The following is a 17689-nucleotide window of genomic DNA, read 5'->3' on the forward strand; positions in this document are numbered from 1 at the left end:
TGGGGAGGCTGCGTAGCGCGAGATGTACGAAAACCTCTTTCCTGAGGGCCGAAAACCGGCCCTCAGGAAACGGGTTTTCTCCCGTTTTAGCCGGCCGCCGCCAAGTAGTTTGGTAATGGGGCCGGAGAACAGACAGAGAGCCGCTGCCCAGGCGGTTCGGATGCAAGGCGAGCCGCGGCGAGGCTCGCCCCGAGTTTAGAGCTAAGGAGCGACGATGGCCCAGACCCAGACTTTCAATGGCCGCAGACGCGTACGCAAGTTCTTCGGAAAGATCCCGGAAGTTGCGGAGATGCCGAACCTCATCGAGGTTCAGAAGGCGTCCTATGACCAGTTCCTGATGGTGGACGAGCCTAAGGGCGGACGTCCGGACGAGGGACTGCAGGCTGTTTTCAAGTCGGTCTTCCCGATCTCCGATTTTTCCGGCTCCTCGATGCTGGAGTTCGTGAAGTACGAGTTCGAAGGACCGAAATTCGACGTTGACGAATGCCGTCAGCGCGACCTCACCTATGCCGCGCCGCTGAAGGTGACGCTGCGCCTGATCGTGTTCGATATCGACGAGGATACCGGCGCGAAGTCGATCAAGGACATCAAGGAGCAGGACGTCTACATGGGCGACATGCCGCTCATGACCTCGAACGGCACCTTCATCGTCAACGGCACCGAGCGCGTCATCGTCTCGCAGATGCACCGCTCGCCGGGCGTCTTCTTCGACCATGACAAGGGCAAGTCGCACTCGTCGGGCAAGCTCCTGTTTGCCGCGCGCGTCATCCCCTATCGCGGTTCGTGGCTCGACATCGAGTTCGATTCCAAGGACGTCGTGCACGCCCGCATCGACCGTCGCCGCAAGATTCCGGTGACGTCGCTGCTGATGGCGCTCGGCATGGACGGCGAAGAGATCCTGTCGACCTTCTACAACAAGATCACCTACAAGCGCGCCGGCGATCACTGGCGCATTCCGTTCAACGTCGATCGTTTCCGCGGCCTGAAGGCCGTCGGCGACCTTGTCGACGCCGACACGGGTGAGGTCGTTGTCGAGGCCGGCAAGAAGATCACCGCCCGCCAGGCCCGCCAGCTCGGCGAAAAGGGCCTGAAGGCGATCAAGGCGACCGACGAGGACCTGCTCGGCAACTATCTCGCCGAGGACATCGTCAATTACGCCACCGGCGAGATCTTCCTCGAGGCCGGCGACGAGATCGATGACAAGACGCTGAAGGTGCTGCTTGGCACCGGCGAGGACGAGATCCAGATCCTCGACATCGATCACGTCAATGTCGGCGCCTACATCCGCAACACGCTCGCCGTCGACAAGAACGAGAGCCGCCAGGACGCGCTGTTCGACATCTATCGTGTCATGCGCCCCGGCGAGCCGCCGACGCTCGAAACCGCCGAAGCCATGTTCAACTCGCTGTTCTTCGACAGCGAGCGCTACGACCTGTCCGCCGTCGGCCGCGTCAAGATGAACATGCGCCTCGAACTCAAGGCCGAGGACACCGTGCGTGTATTGCGCAAGGACGACATCCTGGCCGTGGTCAAGACGCTGGTCGAACTGCGTGACGGCAAGGGCGAGATCGACGACATCGACAATCTCGGCAACCGCCGCGTGCGTTCGGTCGGCGAGCTGATGGAAAACCAGTACCGCGTCGGCCTGCTGCGCATGGAGCGCGCGATCAAGGAGCGTATGTCCTCGATCGAGATCGACACGGTCATGCCGCAGGACCTGATCAACGCCAAGCCGGCGGCTGCCGCCGTGCGCGAGTTCTTCGGTTCCTCGCAGCTGTCGCAGTTCATGGACCAGACCAACCCGCTGTCGGAGATCACCCACAAGCGCCGTCTCTCCGCGCTTGGACCGGGCGGTCTGACCCGCGAGCGCGCCGGCTTCGAGGTGCGCGACGTGCACCCGACGCATTACGGCCGCATCTGCCCGATCGAGACGCCGGAAGGCCCGAATATCGGCCTGATCAACTCGCTCGCCACCTTCGCGCGCGTCAACAAGTACGGCTTCATCGAGAGCCCGTACCGCAAGATCGTCGACGGCAAGCTGACCAATGACGTCGTCTATCTGTCGGCGATGGAAGAGGCCAAGCACCATGTCGCGCAGGCCAATGCCGAGCTCGACAAGGATGGCCGCTTTGTCGACGAATTCGTCATTTGCCGCAGTGCCGGCGAGGTGATGATGGCGCCCCGCGAAAACGTCGACCTGATGGACGTTTCGCCCAAGCAGATGGTGTCGGTGGCCGCGGCCCTGATCCCGTTCCTTGAGAACGACGACGCCAACCGCGCGCTGATGGGCTCGAACATGCAGCGCCAGGCCGTGCCGCTGGTGCGCGCCGAAGCGCCGTTCGTCGGCACCGGCATGGAGCCGATCGTCGCCCGTGATTCGGGCGCCGCCATCGGCGCCCGCCGCGGCGGCATCGTCGACCAGGTGGACGCGACGCGTATCGTCATCCGCGCCACGGAAGACCTCGATCCGGGCAAGTCCGGCGTCGACATCTACCGGCTGATGAAGTTCCAGCGTTCGAACCAGAACACCTGCATCAACCAGCGTCCGCTGGTGCGCATGGGCGACCGGGTCAACAAGGGCGACATCATCGCGGACGGTCCTTCGACCGAGCTCGGCGATCTGGCTCTCGGCCGCAACGTGCTGGTCGCGTTCATGCCGTGGAACGGCTACAACTACGAGGACTCGATCCTCCTGTCCGAGCGCATCGTCGCCGACGACGTCTTCACCTCGATCCACATCGAGGAGTTCGAGGTCATGGCGCGCGACACCAAGCTCGGACCGGAGGAAATCACGCGCGACATTCCGAACGTCTCGGAAGAAGCGCTGAAGAACCTCGATGAAGCCGGCATCGTCTATATCGGTGCCGAAGTTCAGCCGGGCGATATCCTGGTCGGCAAGATCACGCCGAAGGGCGAAAGCCCGATGACGCCGGAAGAAAAGCTTCTGCGCGCCATCTTCGGCGAAAAGGCATCCGATGTGCGCGACACCTCGATGCGCATGCCTCCGGGCACCTTCGGCACCGTCGTCGAGGTGCGCGTGTTCAATCGCCACGGTGTGGAGAAGGACGAGCGCGCCATGGCGATCGAGCGCGAGGAGATCGAACGCCTCGCCAAGGACCGTGACGACGAGCAGGCGATCCTGGATCGCAACGTCTACGCGCGCCTTTCCGACGTGCTCGTCGGCAAGGAAGCGATCGCCGGACCGAAGGGCTTCAAGAAGGGCTCGACGCTGTCGAAGGACACGCTCGACGAGTATCCGCGTTCGCAGTGGTGGCAGTTCGCCGTGGAGAACGAAAAGCTCCAGAGCGAACTGGAAGCCCTGCGCGGCCAGTACGACGATTCCAAGAAGGCACTCGAACAGCGCTTCATGGACAAGGTCGAGAAGGTGCAGCGCGGCGACGAAATGCCTCCGGGCGTCATGAAGATGGTCAAGGTCTTCGTGGCGGTGAAGCGCAAGATGCAGCCGGGTGACAAGATGGCCGGCCGTCACGGCAACAAGGGTGTCGTGTCGCGCATCGTTCCGGTCGAGGACATGCCTTTCCTCGAGGACGGCACGCATGCCGATATCGTGCTCAACCCACTGGGTGTGCCGAGCCGCATGAATGTCGGCCAGATCCTGGAAACGCATCTGGGCTGGGCTTGCGCCGGAATGGGCAGGAAGATCGGCGAGATGATCGACGCCTACAAGTCTGCCGGCGACATCAAGCCGCTGCGCAAGACGCTGGAGAGCTTCATGCCCGCCAACGACCGCAACGAGCCGGTCCGCGAGTATGACGACGAGAGCATCGTTCGCCTGAGCGAGCAGATGCGCCGCGGCGTCTCGATCGCAACCCCGGTGTTCGACGGCGCGCACGAGGCCGACATCAACGTCATGCTGGAGCAGGCGGGCCTGCACACCAGCGGTCAGTCGCAGCTCTATGACGGACGCACCGGCGAGCCGTTCGATCGCAAGGTGACGATGGGCTACATCTACATGCTCAAGCTTCACCACCTCGTGGATGACAAGATCCACGCGCGTTCGATCGGTCCGTACTCGCTCGTCACCCAGCAGCCGCTGGGCGGCAAGGCGCAGTTCGGCGGCCAGCGCTTCGGCGAAATGGAGGTCTGGGCGCTGGAAGCCTACGGCGCCGCCTATACGCTGCAGGAAATGCTGACGGTGAAGTCGGACGACGTCGCTGGCCGCACCAAGGTCTACGAGGCGATCGTCCGCGGTGACGACACCTTCGAGGCCGGCATTCCCGAGAGCTTCAACGTTCTCGTCAAGGAGATGCGGTCGCTCGGCCTCAACGTCGAATTGGAGAACACCAAGCTCGACGAAGCCCCGGTTCGGCTGCCCGACGCAGCGGAATAAACAAGACACCCGGTCGCGGGAGAGGCTCCCGCGACCGGGTGCACCAAATTCTTCGGCCGGTGGGCCGACCACTCAGCGGGCATTTGCCCCGCATCAGATGCAAGGGGTTTTCGAGGACCCCGAAAGGAGAACGGCATGAACCAAGAGGTCATGAATCTCTTCAATCCCCAGGCGCCGGCGCAGGTGTTCGATTCCATCCGGATATCGCTCGCCAGCCCTGAGAAGATTCTGTCCTGGTCGTTCGGCGAGATCAAGAAGCCGGAGACCATCAACTACCGCACCTTCAAGCCGGAGCGTGACGGTCTGTTCTGCGCGCGCATTTTTGGCCCGATCAAGGACTACGAGTGCCTGTGCGGCAAGTACAAGCGCATGAAGTACAAGGGCGTCATCTGCGAAAAGTGCGGTGTCGAAGTCACGCTGTCGCGCGTTCGCCGCGAGCGCATGGGCCATATCGAGCTGGCGGCACCCGTCGCCCATATCTGGTTCCTGAAGTCGCTGCCCTCGCGCATCGGCACGCTGCTCGACATGACCCTGAAGGACATCGAGCGCGTCCTCTACTTCGAGAACTACATCGTCACCGAACCCGGCCTCACCGCGCTGAAGGAGCACCAGCTGCTCAGCGAGGAAGAGTACATGATCGCCGTCGACGAATATGGCGAGGATAGCTTCACCGCCATGATCGGCGCCGAGGCCATTCATGACCTTCTGGCCGGCATGGACCTGGAGAAGATCGCCGGCGACCTGCGTTCGGAGCTGGCTTCGACCACGTCCGAGCTGAAGCAGAAGAAGTATCTGAAGCGGCTCAAGGTCGTCGAGAACTTCATGGAGTCCGGCAACCGTCCGGAATGGATGATCATGAAGGTGGTTCCGGTGATTCCGCCGGACCTGCGCCCGCTCGTCCCGCTGGACGGCGGACGTTTCGCGACGTCGGACCTCAACGATCTCTATCGACGCGTCATCAACCGCAACAACCGTCTGAAGCGGCTGATCGAGTTGCGTGCCCCCGGCATCATCGTGCGCAATGAAAAGCGCATGCTGCAGGAAGCCGTCGACGCGCTGTTCGACAACGGCCGCCGTGGCCGCGTCATCACCGGCGCCAACAAGCGTCCGCTGAAGTCGCTGTCGGATATGCTCAAGGGCAAGCAGGGCCGGTTCCGCCAGAACCTGCTCGGCAAGCGCGTCGACTATTCCGGCCGTTCGGTCATCGTCACCGGTCCGGAGCTCAAGCTGCACCAGTGCGGCCTGCCCAAGAAGATGGCGCTCGAACTGTTCAAGCCCTTCATCTACGCCCGCCTCGACGCGAAGGGTTACTCCTCGACCGTCAAGCAGGCGAAGAAGCTGGTCGAGAAGGAGCGTCCGGAAGTCTGGGATATCCTCGACGAGGTCATCCGCGAGCATCCGGTGCTCTTGAACCGCGCGCCGACGCTGCACCGCCTCGGCATCCAGGCGTTCGAGCCGATCCTGATCGAAGGCAAGGCGATCCAGCTGCATCCGCTGGTCTGCACGGCCTTCAACGCCGACTTCGACGGCGACCAGATGGCGGTCCACGTGCCGCTGTCGCTGGAAGCGCAGTTGGAAGCCCGCGTGCTGATGATGTCGACCAACAACATCCTGCACCCGGCTTCCGGCGCGCCGATCATCGTGCCGTCGCAGGACATGGTTCTGGGTCTCTACTACCTCTCGATCGTCAACCAGAATGAGCCGGGCGAGGGCATGGTGTTTGCCGACATGGGCGAACTCCAGCACGCGCTCGAGACCAAGGCGGTGACCCTGCACGCCAAGATCAAGGGCCGCTTCCGTTCGGTCGACGCCGAGGGCAAGGTCGTGTCGAAGATCTACGACACCACGCCTGGCCGCATGATCATCGGCGAGCTTCTGCCGAAGAACGTCAACGTGCCTTACGAGACCGCCAACCAGGAGATGACCAAGAAGAACATCTCCAAGATGATCGACACCGTCTACCGCCATTGCGGTCAGAAGGAGACGGTCATTTTCTGCGATCGCATCATGGCGCTCGGTTTCGCCCATGCCTGCCGCGCCGGCATTTCGTTCGGCAAGGACGACATGCTGATCCCGGATACCAAGATCAAGCTGGTGTCGGACACCGAGGCCTTGGCCAAGGAATACGAGCAGCAGTACAATGACGGCCTGATCACGCAGGGCGAGAAGTACAACAAGGTCGTCGACGCCTGGGCCAAGTGCTCGGAAAAGGTCGCCGACGAAATGATGGCCCGCATCAAGGCGGTCGAGTTCGAGGACAATGGTCGTCAGAAGCCGATGAACTCGATCTACATGATGTCGCACTCCGGTGCGCGCGGCTCGCCCACCCAGATGCGCCAGCTCGCCGGCATGCGCGGCCTGATGGCCAAGCCGTCGGGTGAAATCATCGAGACGCCGATCATCTCGAACTTCAAGGAAGGCCTGACCGTGCTCGAGTACTTCAACTCGACCCACGGCGCCCGCAAGGGCCTGGCAGACACCGCCTTGAAGACGGCGAACTCGGGCTACCTCACCCGTCGTCTGGTCGACGTGGCGCAGGACTGCATCGTCAACTCCGTGGATTGCGGCACCGACAAGGGCCTCACCATGCAGCCGATCGTCGATGCCGGTCAGGTCGTCGCTTCGGTCGGCCAGCGCGTGCTGGGCCGCACCGCGCTCGACGACATCAACCATCCGGTGACCGGCGAATTGCTGGTCAAGGCCGGAACGCTGATGGACGAGCGCGACGTGGAGCAGATCGAGAAGGCCGGCGTGCAGTCGGTCCGCATCCGCTCGGCGCTGACTTGCGAAGTCCGGGTCGGCGTCTGCGCGGTCTGCTACGGACGCGATCTGGCCCGTGGCACCCCGGTCAACCAGGGCGAGGCCGTCGGCGTCATCGCGGCGCAGTCGATCGGCGAGCCGGGCACCCAGCTCACCATGCGTACCTTCCACATGGGCGGTACGGCGCAGGTGGTGGATAGCTCGTTCCTTGAAGCCTCCTATGAGGGCAAGGTCGAGATCCGCAACCGCAACGTGGTGCGCAACTCGGACGGCCAGCAGATGGTCATGGGCCGCAACATGGCGGTGCTGATCCTCGACGAGGCCGGCAAGGAGCGCGCCACGCACCGCGTCACCTATGGTTCGCGCATCTTCGTGGACGATGGCGACAAGGTGAAGCGCGGCCAGCGCATCGCCGAATGGGATCCTTACACCCGCCCGATCCTCACCGAAATCGAGGGCAAGGTGGCGTTCGAGGATCTGGTCGACGGCATTTCCGTCCAGGAAACGGCCGACGAGTCGACCGGCATCACCAAGCGCGAGGTCATCGACTGGCGTTCGACGCCGCGCGGCAACGACCTGAAGCCGGCGATCGTCGTTCAGGACGCCAAGGGCAAGGTCGGCAAGCTGTCGAAGGGCGGCGATGCCCGCTTCCTGCTCTCGGTCGAGGCCATTCTCTCGGTCGAGCCGGGTGCTCAGGTTCGCCCTGGCGACGTCCTGGCGCGTATCCCGATGGAAAGCGCCAAGACTAAGGACATCACCGGCGGTCTGCCGCGTGTTGCCGAGCTGTTCGAGGCCCGTCGTCCGAAGGATCACGCCATCATCGCAGAGATCGATGGTACAATCCGCTTCGGCCGCGACTACAAGAACAAGCGCCGCATCATCATCGAGCCGCATGACTCGACGCTTGAGCCTGTCGAATACCTGATCCCGAAGGGCAAGCCGTTCCATCTCCAGGACGGCGACGTCATCGAGAAGGGCGACTACATCCTCGACGGCAATCCGGCGCCGCACGACATCCTGGCGATCAAGGGCGTGGAGGCGCTTGCGTCCTACCTCGTCAACGAGATCCAGGAAGTCTACCGTCTGCAGGGCGTGTCGATCAACGACAAGCACATCGAGGTGATCGTTCGCCAGATGCTGCAGAAGGTCGAGATCACCACGCAGGGCGACTCGACCTATATTCCGGGCGACCACGTCGACGTGATCGAGCTGGAAGAGGTCAACGAGCGCCTGATCGAGGACGGCAAGAAGCCGGCCGAAGGCCAGCCGGTGCTGCTCGGCATCACCAAGGCCTCGCTGCAGACGCCGTCCTTCATCTCGGCCGCCTCCTTCCAGGAGACGACCAGGGTGCTGACGGAAGCCGCGGTTGCCGGCAAGACCGACATGCTGCAGGGCTTGAAGGAAAACGTCATCGTCGGCCGGCTGATCCCGGCCGGTACCGGCGGCACGATGAGCCAGATCCGCCGCATCGCCACCTCGCGCGACGAACTGATCATCGACGAGCGCCGCAAGGCCTCCGGTGTCGAAGTCGCCGAGCCGATGCTGGCCGACATGACAACCGCCGCGCAGTAAGCGCGGCGGCACGAAATCTCAGGCAACAAGGCCGCCGGGGCAACCCGGCGGCTTTTTCGTTTCAACGAACAATCGAGGAAGGCAGATGAGCATGAAAACCTGGACGGCTGTCGATAACTACATCGTTTCCTCGCTCTTCGAGGCGGATCCCGTTCTCGACGCGGTCCTGGCGGCCAACCGCGACGGTGGCTTGCCGGCGATCGACGTCTCGGCGACGCAAGGAAAGCTGCTCTCGCTGCTGGTGCGCATTCGCGGCGCGAAAAAGGTGCTCGAGATTGGTACGCTGGGCGGTTATTCCACCATCTGGATGGCGCGGGGATTGCCGGCCGGCGGAAAAATCGTGACGCTCGAACTCGATCCGCACCACGCCAAGGTCGCGCGTTCGAATTTCGAGCGGGCAGGGGTTTCCGAACAGGTCGATCTGCGGGTCGGGCCGGCGCTGCAGTCGCTCGCTGCGCTGGGGGCCGAAGACGCTGGGCCGTTCGACCTCGTTTTCATCGACGCCGACAAGCCTAACAACCCCAACTACCTCTCCTGGGCCATGCGGCTGTCGCGCTCGGGAACGGTCATCGTCTGCGACAACGTCATCCGCGACGGCACGGTGCTCGACGAGGATGGTCGCGACGCCAACGTCGAAGGTGCACGCGCGGCGTTCTCCTTCATCGGCGGCGACAAGCGCCTGGACGGCACCGCGATCCAGACTGTCGGCGCCAAGGGCTATGACGGGTTCGCCATAGCGATTGTCGATTGAGTTGTTGCGATAGGCGGACCGGATCCGCGATCCGGGCGACAGTCGCTGTTCAGTCGAAGAACGCCTCGACCACATTGCGCTTGCCGAGCATGAAGGCGTCGGCGACATGCTGGAGGGGCGCGAGATCGACATCGGAAGTGCCGGCGCGCACGATTTCGGCGAAACGCCTGTAGAGTTCAGGATATTCCGATTCCGGTTCTTCATGGACAATGCGGCCGTCGATGGCGAGTTTCGAGCCACCGCCCGAGAGCACCATCTTGCCGGCATCGGTATCGGCGAGAATGTCCCAGCTCTGCGGCCCGGTCTGGAGCCAATCCAGATCCATCGTCACCGCCGACCCGTTCGCCGCGCGGAAGGCGACCTGGGCGGCGATCGGCGCGTCGCGGTTCTCCGGGAAGTCGAGCGCGGCCGAGGTGATGTACATGGCGGGCAGGATGTAGGTCGCGATCGACAGCGCGTTGATGCCTGGATCGAAGACGCCGAAGCCGCCTGGCTGCCAGATCCAGTCCTGGTTCGGGTGCCAGCGGCGCACGTCTTCCTTCCAGACGATTGCCGCTGATTTGATTTGCGTCGCGGCCAAAAAAGTCCGCGCCGCTTCAACCGCCGGCGCATAGCGCGAATGCCAACTGGCGAACAGCGACACGCCCTGTTTCGTCGCCAGCGCCTTCAGGTCCTCGACCTCGCTGACCGTGGCGCCGGGCGGCTTTTCCAGGAACACGTGCTTCTTCGCCTCGAGCGCGGTGCGCGCCGCAGCGTAGCGGAATTGCGGCGGCATGCAGAGTGAGACGGCGTCGAGTTCGGGAACAGCGCCAAGCATCGTCTCGATATCGGGAAAATTATGGATGTCTTCAACCTTGCCATGCCGGCTGGCAGCGGCGATCAGCCGGTAGTCCCGGTCCTTGGCGAGCGCCGGAAGGTGTTGGTCGCGGACGATCTTGCCGACACCGACAATGCCTATCTTGATGGGCTGGGACACGGCCGCTCCGTCTGTTGGATAATGGTGAGCGCTTCTTATCAGAACACTTGCCCCGGGCAAGCCGAAGCCGAAAGGTCAACTCCGTCTTTGCCGGAGCTGCAGCCTTTCACTCGTTGGAAGGCTCCAGCGCCGATTCGAACGGCGAGGGCCGGCACGCTTTCAGATCGGCACATCGAAGGTCACGATCGACACTTCGCCTTCGAGCGCCCCCTGGAAGGCCGAAAGATGCGGCTCCTCGTCGGGCTCGCCCTCCATGTCGCCGATCTGGTCGAGCTCGGCTTCGGCGTAACCCTCCGCCGCCAGCGATTCGAGCGCACGGCGCACCGCCGAATCGTCATCGGGCGCAACCAGCATGACGTGCACGCCTTCCGGCTTGCCGCCTTTTCTCTTCCACACCCGGCCAGTGATGATGGTGACCGGGCGTTCCTCGTTGTCGTTCACGGGCCGATTCCTTCGCGGCGAGGGGCTTTGACTGTTCATGCGGCTTTTTCGCATGAAGCCGCGCCGCGCAACAGCCAAAAGCCATTCACTTTGCTAAAGGCTTGGCACTTTCTTCCTCGCCCTTGCAAAATTACGAAAGAAAATTACATGCGGTTTACGCATGGCTGCCAAGCCCCGGCTTCAATGCAATATTTGCCGCTCCGGGGTTGACGGTACGCGGGCTTGCGAGTAGAAGCCGCCCAGTCAGAACCGATGTGAGGCTCTCCCTTCCGAAGCGACACGCTTTGGAGTTTGCCTCAAACAGGGTTCGTTTTACGAGCGAAAAGACATTTCCGGCGTGCACGAAGCGGTATCCGCTTCCTCTGCGATTTGTTCGGGCAAGACCGCAAGGCGCGGTTTGTGGCCCGAATTTGCGTATGGAAATGGCGCTTTGAGCGAGCCTTGACCGGCACGAGACACGGAATTGAGAGACAAGAGGGTTTAATGCCTACCGTCAACCAGCTGATCCGCAAGCCGCGCATTGCGCCGGTGAAGCGCAACAAGGTCCCGGCCATGCAGCAGAACCCGCAGAAGCGGGGCGTCTGCACGCGCGTCTACACAACGACGCCGAAGAAGCCGAACTCGGCGCTGCGCAAGGTGGCCAAGATCCGCCTGACCAATGGTTTCGAGGTGATCGGTTACATCCCCGGCGAAGGTCACAACCTTCAGGAGCACTCCGTGGTCATGATCCGCGGCGGCCGCGTCAAGGACCTTCCGGGTGTCCGTTACCACATCATCCGCGGCGTGCTCGACACGCAGGGTGTGAAGAACCGCAAGCAGCGCCGTTCGAAATACGGTGCCAAGCGTCCGAAGTAAGGTTTTCCGGCTTCGGCGCTTTTTTGACTGCGCGCCGGGCTATGAGAGATTGAGAGACAAAAGCCATGTCCCGTCGTCACAGTGCAGAAAAGCGTGAGATCAATCCGGACCCCAAGTTCGGCGATCTGATCGTCACCAAGTTCATGAACGCCGTCATGTATGACGGCAAGAAGTCGGTTGCCGAGACCATCGTCTACGGCGCGCTCGACCAGGTCCAGTCGAAGACCAAGCAGGAGCCGGTCACCGTTTTCCATCAGGCGCTCGACAATGTCGCGCCGCATGTGGAAGTGCGTTCGCGTCGCGTCGGCGGCGCCACCTACCAGGTTCCGGTCGACGTGCGCCCCGAGCGCCGTCAGGCGCTGGCCATCCGCTGGCTGATCGCCGCGGCCCGCAACCGCAACGAGACCACCATGGTCGACCGCCTCTCCGGCGAGCTGATGGACGCGGCCAACAACCGCGGCACCGCCGTGAAGAAGCGTGAAGACACCCACAAGATGGCTGAAGCCAACCGCGCCTTCGCGCACTACCGCTGGTAAAGCGCGAAAGAGACTGAGAGGCAGTTACGATGGCCCGCGAATATAAAATCGAAGACTACCGCAATTTCGGTATCATGGCGCATATCGACGCCGGCAAGACGACGACCACCGAGCGCGTCCTCTATTACACGGGCAAGTCGCACAAGATCGGCGAAGTGCACGACGGCGCCGCGACCATGGACTGGATGGAGCAGGAGCAGGAACGCGGCATCACGATCACGTCGGCCGCGACCACGACCTTCTGGAAGGGCCGTGACGGCAAGATGCACCGCTTCAACATCATCGACACGCCCGGACACGTCGACTTCACCATCGAGGTCGAGCGTTCGCTGCGCGTGCTTGACGGTGCCATCGCGCTGCTCGACGCCAATGCCGGTGTGGAGCCGCAGACGGAAACCGTCTGGCGCCAGGCCGACAAGTACCGCGTGCCGCGCATGATCTTCTGCAACAAGATGGACAAGACCGGCGCCGACTTCTACCGCTCGGTCGAGATGATCGGCTCACGCCTCGGTGCGCAGGCTGTCGTCATGCAGCTGCCGATCGGCGCCGAGACCGAATTCAAGGGCGTCGTCGACCTGGTCGAGATGAACGCGCTGGTCTGGCGCGACGAGACGCTGGGCGCTGCCTGGGACGTCGTCGAGATCCCGGCCGACCTCAAGGCTCGCGCCGAGGAATACCGCGAGAAGATGATCGAGGCCGCCGTCGAGATGGACGAGACGGCTCTTGAGAACTACCTCGAAGGCAAGATGCCGTCGAATGACGAGATCCGCGCGCTGATCCGCAAGGGCACCATCGCGGTCAAGTTCTTCCCGATGTTCTGCGGCTCGGCATTCAAGAACAAGGGCGTGCAGCCTCTGCTCGACGCCGTCGTGGAATACCTGCCGTCGCCGGCCGATGTGCCCGCGATCAAGGGTGTCGATGCCAAGACCGACGCCGAGATCGAGCGTCACGCCGACGACAACGAGCCGCTGTCGATGCTGGCGTTCAAGATCATGAACGACCCGTTCGTCGGTTCGCTGACCTTTGCCCGTATCTATTCGGGCAAGCTCACCAAGGGCATCTCGGTCGACAACACCGTGAAGGGCAAGAAAGAGCGCATCGGCCGCATGCTGCAGATGCATGCGAATTCCCGTGCCGACGTTGAAGAGGCCTATGCCGGCGACATCGTCGCTCTCGCAGGTCTCAAGGACACGACCACCGGCGATACGCTGTGCGATCCGCTTCATCCGGTCATCCTCGAGCGTATGGAATTCCCCGATCCGGTCATCCAGATCGCGATCGAGCCGAAGACCAAGAACGACCAGGAAAAGATGGGCCTCGCGCTGCATCGCCTGGCTGCCGAGGATCCGTCCTTCCGCGTCAAGACCGACGAGGAAAGCGGCCAGACCATCATTTCCGGCATGGGCGAGCTGCACCTCGACATCATCGTCGACCGCATGCGCCGCGAGTTCAAGGTCGAGGCCAATGTCGGTGCACCGCAGGTGGCTTATCGCGAGACGATCACCCGCAGGCACGAGCAGGACTACACGCACAAGAAGCAGACCGGTGGTACCGGGCAGTTCGCTCGCGTGAAGATCGTCTTCGAGCCGAACCCCGAGGGCGAGGATTTCGTGTTCGAGTCCAAGATCGTCGGCGGCGCTGTGCCGAAGGAATACATCCCGGGTGTCGAGAAGGGCCTGCTGAGCAAGATGGGTTCCGGCCCGTTTGCCGGTTTCCCGATGATCGGCGTCAAGGCTACCTTGATCGACGGCGCTTTCCACGACGTCGACTCTTCGGTGCTCGCATTCGAAATCGCTTCCCGCGCTTGCTTTATGGAAGCTTCGCCGAAGCTCGGCGTGCAGCTGCTCGAGCCGATCATGAAGGTCGAGGTCGTGACGCCGGAAGATTATGTCGGCGGTGTCATCGGCGACCTCAACGGCCGCCGTGGCCAGATCCAGGGCCAGGAAGCCCGCGGCGTGGCAGTCGTCATCAACGCGATGGTGCCGCTCGCCAACATGTTCAAGTACGTCGACAACCTGCGCTCGATGAGCCAGGGCCGTGCGGCCTACACGATGCAGTTCGACCATTACGAGCCGGTCCCGACCGCGGTCGCCCAGGAAGTCCAGAAGAAATACGCGTAACCCGACAGGGTGCTGCGGCAACTTAATTAAGAGCCCGTACGGGCGAGCAGGAATGGAGACATCACATGGCAAAAGGTAAATTCGAGCGCACCAAGCCGCATGTGAACATCGGCACGATTGGCCACGTTGATCATGGCAAGACGTCTTTGACGGCAGCGATCACCAAGTATTTTGGCGAATACAAGCGCTATGACCAGATTGACGCGGCGCCGGAAGAGAAGGCGCGCGGCATCACGATTTCGACGGCTCACGTCGAGTACGAGACGGAGAACCGCCACTACGCCCACGTCGACTGCCCCGGCCACGCCGACTATGTGAAGAACATGATCACCGGTGCCGCGCAGATGGACGGCGCGATCCTGGTTGTGTCGGCCGCCGACGGCCCGATGCCGCAGACCCGCGAGCACATCCTTTTGGCCCGCCAGGTCGGCGTACCGTCGATCGTGGTGTTCTTGAACAAGGTCGACCAGGTCGACGACGCCGAGCTGCTTGAGCTGGTCGAGCTCGAGGTTCGCGAATTGCTGACCAAGAACGAGTTCCCCGGCGACGACATTCCGATCGTCAAGGGTTCGGCGCTGGCGGCTCTGGAAGATTCGGACAAGAAGATCGGCGAGGACGCGATCCGCGAGCTGATGGCTCAGGTCGACGCCTATATCCCGACGCCTGTCCGTCCGCTCGACAAGCCGTTCCTGATGCCGATCGAGGACGTGTTCTCGATCTCGGGCCGCGGCACGGTCGTGACCGGTCGCGTCGAGCGCGGCGTGGTCAAGGTCGGCGAGGAGCTGGAGATCATCGGCATTCGTCCGACCACCAAGACGACCTGCACGGGCGTCGAGATGTTCCGCAAGCTGCTCGACCAGGGCCAGGCCGGCGACAACATCGGCGCGCTGCTGCGCGGTGTCGACCGTGAAGGTGTCGAGCGCGGCCAGGTTCTGGCCAAGCCCGGTTCGGTGAAGCCGCACAAGAAGTTCGTGGCCGAAGCCTACATCCTGACCAAGGACGAGGGCGGCCGTCACACGCCGTTCTTCACCAACTACCGTCCGCAGTTCTACTTCCGCACCACCGACGTGACCGGCATCGTGTCGCTGCCGGCCGGCACCGAGATGGTGATGCCTGGCGACAACATCACGGTCGACGTCGAGCTGATCGTGCCGATCGCGATGGAAGAGAAGCTGCGCTTCGCCATCCGTGAAGGCGGCCGCACCGTCGGTGCCGGCATCGTCGTCACCATCAAAGAGTAATTTGGACTTAAACCGATCTGTCGCGGGCGCGGGTGCCCGCGCCGCGCCAGAACAAGGAAGTGACGCATGAACGGACAGAATATCCGCATCCGCCTGAAGGCGTTTGATCACCGGGTGCTCGACGCCTCGACGCGCGAAATCGTGTCGACGGCCAAGCGCACCGGTGCCAACGTCCGCGGCCCCATTCCGCTGCCGACGCGGATCGAAAAGTTCACGGTCAACCGGTCGCCTCACGTCGACAAGAAGAGCCGCGAGCAGTTCGAGATGCGCACGCACAAGCGTCTGCTCGATATCGTCGATCCGACCCCGCAGACCGTCGATGCTTTGATGAAGCTCGATCTGGCCGCCGGTGTCGACGTCGAGATCAAGCTCTAAGGGAATGAGAGCGCGGTAAGGGGCGGTGCCCCTGGCCCGGAACTCTAAAGGAATTGAACCGATGCGTTCAGGTGTGATTGCAAAGAAGGTGGGAATGACCCGCATCTACAACGATGCCGGGGAACATGTTCCCGTCACCGTTCTCCAGATGGAGAACTGCCAGGTCGTGGCGCAGCGCACGCAGGAGAAGAATGGCTACACCGCCGTTCAGCTCGGCGTTGGCCTTGCCAAGGTGAAGAACACGTCGAAGGCGATGCGCGGCCATTTCGCGACCGCTTCCGTCGAGCCGAAGGCCAAACTTGCCGAGTTCCGCGTCTCCGCCGACAACATGATCGATGTCGGCGCCGAGATCACCGTCGAGCATTTCGTCGCCGGCCAGAAGGTCGACGTCACCGGCACGACGATCGGCAAGGGTTTCCAGGGCGTCATCAAGCGCCACCACATGGGTGGTGGCCGCGCGACCCACGGTAACTCGGTCTCGCACCGCACGCACGGCTCGACCGGCCAGCGCCAGGACCCCGGCAAGGTGTTCAAGGGCAAGAAGATGGCCGGCCACATGGGCGACACGCGCGTCACCACGCAGAACGTCGAGATCGTCTCGACCGATGCCGACCGCGGCCTGATCCTGATCCGCGGCGCGGTTCCCGGGTCGAAGGGTGCGTGGATCCTGGTTCGCGACGCCGCCAAGGTGGCGCTTCCGGCCAATGCGCCGAAGCCCGCCGCGATCCGCCCAGTTGCTGCCGGTATGGGCACGAAGAATGAGGCTCCGGCCACAGAGGGAGCGGAATAATGGATCTCAAGATCACAACGCTGGGCGGCAAGGACGCCGGCAAGGTGAAACTATCCGAGGAGATTTTCGGCCTTGATCCGCGCGAGGACATTTTGCAGCGCGTCGTGCGCTGGCAGCTCGCCAAGAAGCAGCAGGGCACGCACAAGGCCAAGGGCCGCGCCGAGATCGCGCGCACCGGCGCCAAGATGTACAAACAGAAGGGTACGGGCCGCGCCCGTCACCATTCGGCACGCGCTCCGCAGTTCCGCGGCGGCGGCAAGGCTCACGGCCCGGTCGTTCGCAGCCACGAGCACGAGCTGCCGAAGAAGGTCCGCGCGCTCGGCCTCAAGCATGCTCTCTCGGCCAAGGCCAAGAGCGCGTCGATCATCGTCATCGACGAGCTGAAGCTGACCGAGGCAAAGACCAAGGCGCTGATCGCGAATTTCGCGACGCTGGGCCTGACGAACGCCCTGGTGATTGGTGGCGCCGAGCTCGACCGGAACTTCAAGCTGGCCGCGACCAACATCCCGAACATCGACGTGCTGCCCATTCAGGGCATCAACGTCTACGACATTCTGCGCCGCGGCACGCTGGTCCTTTCGAAGGCCGCCGTCGAGGCTCTCGAGGAGCGCTTTAAATGACCGACCTTCGTCACTACGACGTAATCGTCAGCCCGGCGATCACCGAAAAGTCGACCATGGCTTCCGAGCAGAACCAAGTCGTCTTCAACGTCGCCAAGAAGGCGTCGAAGCCGGAAATCAAGGCCGCCGTCGAAGCGCTGTTCGGCGTCAAGGTGATGGCCGTGAACACGCTTGTCCGCAAGGGCAAGATCAAGCGCTTCCGCGGCACGATCGGCCGCCAGAGCGACGTCAAGAAGGCGGTAGTGACGCTGGCCGACGGCCAGTCGATCGACGTCGCGACGGGTCTCTGAGCAAGGCCGCG

The 17689-nt window shown here is 62.9% G+C and carries 13 protein-coding genes; 11 read left to right on the top strand and 2 right to left on the bottom strand.

The features are described from left to right. Positions 1-214: 214 nt before the first annotated feature. From rpoB to FJ428_RS25365, 3 genes are all read left to right on the top strand, one after another. Positions 215-4351 carry a DNA-directed RNA polymerase subunit beta gene (rpoB, locus tag FJ428_RS25355; protein WP_140501628.1) on the top strand — a complete coding sequence of 1379 codons (4137 nt, stop codon included), beginning with the start codon at positions 215-217 and terminating at the stop codon, positions 4349-4351. Positions 4352-4486: 135 nt separating this feature from the next. Further along, positions 4487-8683, top strand: coding sequence for a DNA-directed RNA polymerase subunit beta' (gene rpoC, locus FJ428_RS25360; RefSeq protein ID WP_140501630.1), 4197 nt, complete (start codon positions 4487-4489; stop codon positions 8681-8683). An 85-nt stretch (positions 8684-8768) separates the two neighbouring features. Further along, positions 8769-9434, top strand: a complete 666-nt coding sequence (locus tag FJ428_RS25365; protein WP_140671687.1) for an O-methyltransferase — start codon at positions 8769-8771, stop codon at positions 9432-9434. Positions 9435-9483: 49 nt separating this feature from the next. Here FJ428_RS25365 and FJ428_RS25370 read toward each other — a convergent pair whose 3' ends face one another. After that, positions 9484-10410 (bottom strand): Gfo/Idh/MocA family oxidoreductase, encoded by a 927-nt coding sequence (locus FJ428_RS25370; RefSeq protein WP_140558708.1) that lies wholly within the window; start codon positions 10408-10410, stop codon positions 9484-9486. Between the two features lie 159 nt (positions 10411-10569). After that, complete coding sequence (locus FJ428_RS25375) at positions 10570-10851, bottom strand: transcriptional regulator (protein ID WP_140501636.1); 282 nt, start codon at positions 10849-10851, stop codon at positions 10570-10572. A gap of 483 nt (positions 10852-11334) precedes the next feature. On the opposite strand from FJ428_RS25375, the gene rpsL reads away from it, so the two are divergent. From rpsL to FJ428_RS25415, 8 genes are all read left to right on the top strand, one after another. Next, positions 11335-11706 (top strand): 30S ribosomal protein S12, encoded by a 372-nt coding sequence (rpsL, locus tag FJ428_RS25380; RefSeq protein WP_006333356.1) that lies wholly within the window; start codon positions 11335-11337, stop codon positions 11704-11706. Positions 11707-11771: 65 nt separating this feature from the next. Further along, positions 11772-12242 (top strand): 30S ribosomal protein S7, encoded by a 471-nt coding sequence (gene rpsG, locus FJ428_RS25385; RefSeq protein ID WP_008875664.1) that lies wholly within the window; start codon positions 11772-11774, stop codon positions 12240-12242. 29 nt (positions 12243-12271) lie between these two features. Further along, positions 12272-14362: an elongation factor G gene (gene fusA, locus FJ428_RS25390; protein ID WP_140558709.1), complete on the top strand. Its 2091-nt coding sequence runs from the start codon at positions 12272-12274 to the stop codon at positions 14360-14362. A gap of 65 nt (positions 14363-14427) precedes the next feature. Beyond that, positions 14428-15603, top strand: coding sequence for an elongation factor Tu (tuf, locus tag FJ428_RS25395; RefSeq protein ID WP_140515452.1), 1176 nt, complete (start codon positions 14428-14430; stop codon positions 15601-15603). A 66-nt stretch (positions 15604-15669) separates the two neighbouring features. Then, positions 15670-15978 (top strand): 30S ribosomal protein S10, encoded by a 309-nt coding sequence (gene rpsJ / locus FJ428_RS25400; RefSeq protein ID WP_006205468.1) that lies wholly within the window; start codon positions 15670-15672, stop codon positions 15976-15978. Between the two features lie 61 nt (positions 15979-16039). Next, positions 16040-16768, top strand: a complete 729-nt coding sequence (rplC, locus tag FJ428_RS25405) for a 50S ribosomal protein L3 (RefSeq protein WP_140501257.1) — start codon at positions 16040-16042, stop codon at positions 16766-16768. Continuing rightward, entirely contained in the window at positions 16768-17388 is a 621-nt protein-coding gene (gene rplD / locus FJ428_RS25410; protein ID WP_140501259.1) for a 50S ribosomal protein L4, read from the top strand. Before rplC ends, rplD begins: the two co-directional genes overlap by 1 nt. Then, entirely contained in the window at positions 17385-17678 is a 294-nt protein-coding gene (locus tag FJ428_RS25415; RefSeq protein ID WP_006205465.1) for a 50S ribosomal protein L23, read from the top strand. Before rplD ends, FJ428_RS25415 begins: the two co-directional genes overlap by 4 nt. Positions 17679-17689 lie beyond the last annotated feature (11 nt).

Source organism: Mesorhizobium sp. B2-8-1 (assembly GCF_006440955.1).
Taxonomy (GTDB): domain Bacteria; phylum Pseudomonadota; class Alphaproteobacteria; order Rhizobiales; family Rhizobiaceae; genus Mesorhizobium.

Coding starts and splice junctions, on each gene's coding strand:
- rpoB (WP_140501628.1), top strand. CDS start 215: ATGGCCCAGACCCAGACTTTCAATGGCCGCAGACGCGTACGCAAGTTC.
- rpoC (WP_140501630.1), top strand. CDS start 4,487: ATGAACCAAGAGGTCATGAATCTCTTCAATCCCCAGGCGCCGGCGCAG.
- FJ428_RS25365 (WP_140671687.1), top strand. CDS start 8,769: ATGAGCATGAAAACCTGGACGGCTGTCGATAACTACATCGTTTCCTCG.
- rpsL (WP_006333356.1), top strand. CDS start 11,335: ATGCCTACCGTCAACCAGCTGATCCGCAAGCCGCGCATTGCGCCGGTG.
- rpsG (WP_008875664.1), top strand. CDS start 11,772: ATGTCCCGTCGTCACAGTGCAGAAAAGCGTGAGATCAATCCGGACCCC.
- fusA (WP_140558709.1), top strand. CDS start 12,272: ATGGCCCGCGAATATAAAATCGAAGACTACCGCAATTTCGGTATCATG.
- tuf (WP_140515452.1), top strand. CDS start 14,428: ATGGCAAAAGGTAAATTCGAGCGCACCAAGCCGCATGTGAACATCGGC.
- rpsJ (WP_006205468.1), top strand. CDS start 15,670: ATGAACGGACAGAATATCCGCATCCGCCTGAAGGCGTTTGATCACCGG.
- rplC (WP_140501257.1), top strand. CDS start 16,040: ATGCGTTCAGGTGTGATTGCAAAGAAGGTGGGAATGACCCGCATCTAC.
- rplD (WP_140501259.1), top strand. CDS start 16,768: ATGGATCTCAAGATCACAACGCTGGGCGGCAAGGACGCCGGCAAGGTG.
- FJ428_RS25415 (WP_006205465.1), top strand. CDS start 17,385: ATGACCGACCTTCGTCACTACGACGTAATCGTCAGCCCGGCGATCACC.